Origin of the sequence: Dialister sp. CAG:357 (assembly GCF_000435155.1) — a bacterium.
Lineage (GTDB): Bacteria > Bacillota > Negativicutes > Veillonellales > Dialisteraceae > Dialister > Dialister hominis.
In genome coordinates this window covers 1-3,148 of sequence record NZ_FR896358.1, presented here as the reverse complement: position 1 = coordinate 3,148, position 3,148 = coordinate 1, and the positions used below count along the sequence as shown (strand labels likewise).

Below are 3,148 nucleotides of genomic sequence, written 5' to 3'. Positions count from 1 at the left end.
CTTTTCTAAGCTGCCTATGCGGCAGTGATCTATGCATGTGCATAGAGATTTCTTAGATTCTATCATACCATCCGGAATTACGTGATGCAAAACCCTTTTAAAAGGGGGCTTCGAAAAAAGTTAGATTTTATCGCTCTTTTTCCGAAGCCTTTTTTATTTGGGTCAAAATTCGGGTACTGCTGCACCCTTGCTCAGCCCGTAAGTTGTAAATCCGCCCTGGCCTTCTTCTTTCTTTTCTTCTTTTTTGACGAAAAGATTGAAGGTTTGCCCTGTAGATAAGCTCTTTAACTGAATGAAGGGAAGGTCATACTTTTCTTCTCTTTGTTTCAGCATCTTGAAAGCTGCTTTCTCGGTAACTTCAGGATGCCTTTTTGCATATCTACGGGCTTTTCTGGCAATGGAGCTGTCCGGCTGGTATCTTGCGAATTTTACATACCCTTTGACTTTGGACTCCGGTACTTCACGAATGCTTGTGATATGAACGTAATCACTCAATCGTCTCAGTGCTTTTTTCAGATCCAGCTTTTTCAGATCTGCTTCTTCCGGTGCAAAAACTCTTGCCTTTTCTCCCATAGATTCATCAGCATATTCAGGAAATGAGACTCCATAGATTTGTTTATGATCTATATTTTCCCGGTCGGCGAATGCCAAATGGATCTGTGCATAGACTTTTGTCCAGAGGAAATCCGGCGGAATTTCAGCATCCGGAATCAATGTAATTTCTTGATAGTATTTCATCATAATAAATTACTCTTCATCGTTCTTGCCAAAGACACCGCCGCGTACCAGGACTGCCATGACATAGTTTTTGTCATCATCGGAATCAAGATCTACGCCATTTGAGTAATCATCAAAGAGTGTGTAGAAGTCTTTCTTTTCTTTCGGTGTTCTGTAAGCCATGCCCATGTTTGTTACGGCGCCGTATGGTTCAACAGCAATTGGTCCGGTTTCTACTTCATCAAAGCTCGGATACCAGGTATCGATAGCACGGATAGCGTTGCCAAGCTTCTGTGAATGCATAGCTGCGATATCATTTACCTGATAAAGGATTTTGCTCTTCTTTTCTCTGCCTTCCACTTTATCTTTGTTCAGGATCATTTCTTCGCTGGGGTATACTTCCTGTCCCTGTCCTTCGAAGGCAAATGCAGTGACTTTCAAGAGGAGATAGTTTCTTTCTCCGCAAAGTGCCTCAGCAATGAGACCTGCAAGTTCTTCTACATCGTCAGATGTGTCACCGAAATCTTTCAGAGAGAAATCGTATGCATCAAAGATCCATTCTTTTTCCACGCCATCTTCTTTCAGCGCGACAACATGGACTTCAATTTTTTCTGCGCCGACACGGTTTCTCCAAAGGAAACGGCCATTTGCAAGGTTCAGCGCATAGCGGCGAGACAGTTCTTTGAATCCATTTTCTGCAATGAAATCTTCTCCCATTTTTTTGATGCTTTCATAATGTTTTGGATCATTGCACGCCGAAGGATACTGAACGCCAGAGAGTACTTTGACAGTGAATTCAAGTTTCAATGTATCTTCATCCATCGTCAAAGAAGCGCTGTCGACAGTCTGCAGGTTTGCTTTCTGAATTTCTTCATTCAGTTTAGCCGGATCATTTTTTACAGCACCTTTCAGACGATTAGAAATTGTGCCGCGAACTGATTTTTCCTGAAGTCTGACTGGAACAGCTTTGCCGCTTCTGTCTTCCCATGTCGTTCCATACATATAGCCGTCAGATACAACCAGTTTCTTTTCGAATGCGAGTACTTCACCTTTTTTTGCCATTTTACATTCCTCCCTAATTAAATTTTCTGATTTCTGCAAAGATATAATTCCTGATTTTCATCATAAGCATACCGCCACATCATATCGTCAATTGAATCGAAATGATACGGCATACGGAATTCACCGAGTGTTACGACACTTTCAGCAAACCGATGCTGCGTTTCTTTATCACGCTGATTTCTGCAGATTCCCAGTGGTGACAATCCCTTAAAACCTACAGAGATCGGGATGATCCAGCCTGTGCCTTTTCTCGAAAGATTCCATCCCGTAATTTTCCCATTTTCATCTTTCCTTGCGCTCATATTGACTTTCGTATAATCAAGAAGCGCATCAAGACCGTTAGTGCCATTTTCCATTTCCTGCTTAAGGATATCCCGTCTTTCAATGATGACATATCCTGGCATGAGCATACCTCTTACTCTGCGGATTGTTGCTGGATCATCTACATCGGTATACTGTATGCTCATACTTTGTATCCTGTTGATATCACCGCCAGCGATTTTCATCCGCCAGATTTCGCTCTGTACTTTTTCAAGAATGGCATCTTTATCATCAGGATCCAGTCCATCGATCTCGATTAAGATGGAAGCCGAAAGGTCAATGTGCGGTTCCTCAATCGTAGGTGGCCTTTCCCAGTCAGCTCCCTTTTTAATTAATGGATTCGCCGTATTAACAACAGCATTCCCATACGCTCCTTTAAACACATGCAGCCTTGTTTTATGAAAGCTGACTGCGACACCTGTGAAATGGATCTCTGAAAAATCAGTATCTTCTCTCTTTTTCTGATTCAGACCGCGAACTTTTCTTTCTAAAGCATGGACAGCTCCCAGCCATGCTGTCATAGCCGGAACTCCGATCGTATATGTACTGCTCATTGCATTTGCGTTATGAATCTGCATTTTCCTAATCACAAGATATGTACTCATAATCCCAGTCTCACCTCCTCACGCAGCTGATCATAAATGGTGTTTCTGAAGTAATCCGTCTCTGCATCTCCGAGAGTTACCTTTTCGTCTCGTTCAATTTTTTCATATGTACGAATAATCCAGCGCGCGAAATCCTTGCTGACAGCTTCTACCCACGCGTCTCCTTCTCTTTCACTTTCGTATGCATTGTCGAGCCAGATTTTCTGAAAACGTGGAAGCCCATTGTACTTTTCATCATCACTCCAGCCAGAAGGATTCTCTTCACGGATTCTTCCGGCAGTCATCATGGCCGTATCAATGATTCCCCCAAGGATCCGATCTCTCTTCTCTCTAATACCTGCATTATTCCAATTGATTTTAAATAATGCATGCAAACGTGATACGAAAGATCTGTATTCGGAATACGGAACGGATTCTTTAAAGAAATTCCTCTTTGGAAGGGA

General features: G+C 42.4%; 4 protein-coding genes. All 4 read right to left on the bottom strand.

The window, feature by feature from the left end; all coding sequences use genetic code 11:
- Positions 1 to 162 precede the first annotated feature (162 nt).
- Positions 163 to 741, bottom strand: a complete 579-nt coding sequence (gene cas6f, locus M3200_RS00820; RefSeq protein ID WP_022381644.1) for a type I-F CRISPR-associated endoribonuclease Cas6/Csy4 — start codon at positions 739 to 741, stop codon at positions 163 to 165.
- Positions 742 to 747: 6 nt separating this feature from the next.
- Complete coding sequence (gene csy3, locus M3200_RS00815; RefSeq protein WP_022381643.1) at positions 748 to 1,779, bottom strand: type I-F CRISPR-associated protein Csy3; 1,032 nt, start codon at positions 1,777 to 1,779, stop codon at positions 748 to 750.
- A 17-nt stretch (positions 1,780 to 1,796) separates the two neighbouring features.
- Positions 1,797 to 2,705, bottom strand: coding sequence for a type I-F CRISPR-associated protein Csy2 (gene csy2 / locus M3200_RS00810; protein ID WP_022381642.1), 909 nt, complete (start codon positions 2,703 to 2,705; stop codon positions 1,797 to 1,799).
- On the bottom strand, positions 2,702 to 3,148 hold a 447-nt coding region (locus tag M3200_RS00805), incomplete at its 5' end, for a type I-F CRISPR-associated protein Csy1 (RefSeq protein ID WP_288178062.1). The genes csy2 and M3200_RS00805, both read right to left, overlap by 4 nt.

Bases quoted from the DNA above. Each gene is read 5' to 3' on its own strand.
- cas6f (WP_022381644.1), bottom strand. From the start codon at position 741: ATGATGAAATACTATCAAGAAATTACATTGATTCCGGATGCTGAAATT.
- csy3 (WP_022381643.1), bottom strand. From the start codon at position 1,779: ATGGCAAAAAAAGGTGAAGTACTCGCATTCGAAAAGAAACTGGTTGTA.
- csy2 (WP_022381642.1), bottom strand. From the start codon at position 2,705: ATGAGTACATATCTTGTGATTAGGAAAATGCAGATTCATAACGCAAAT.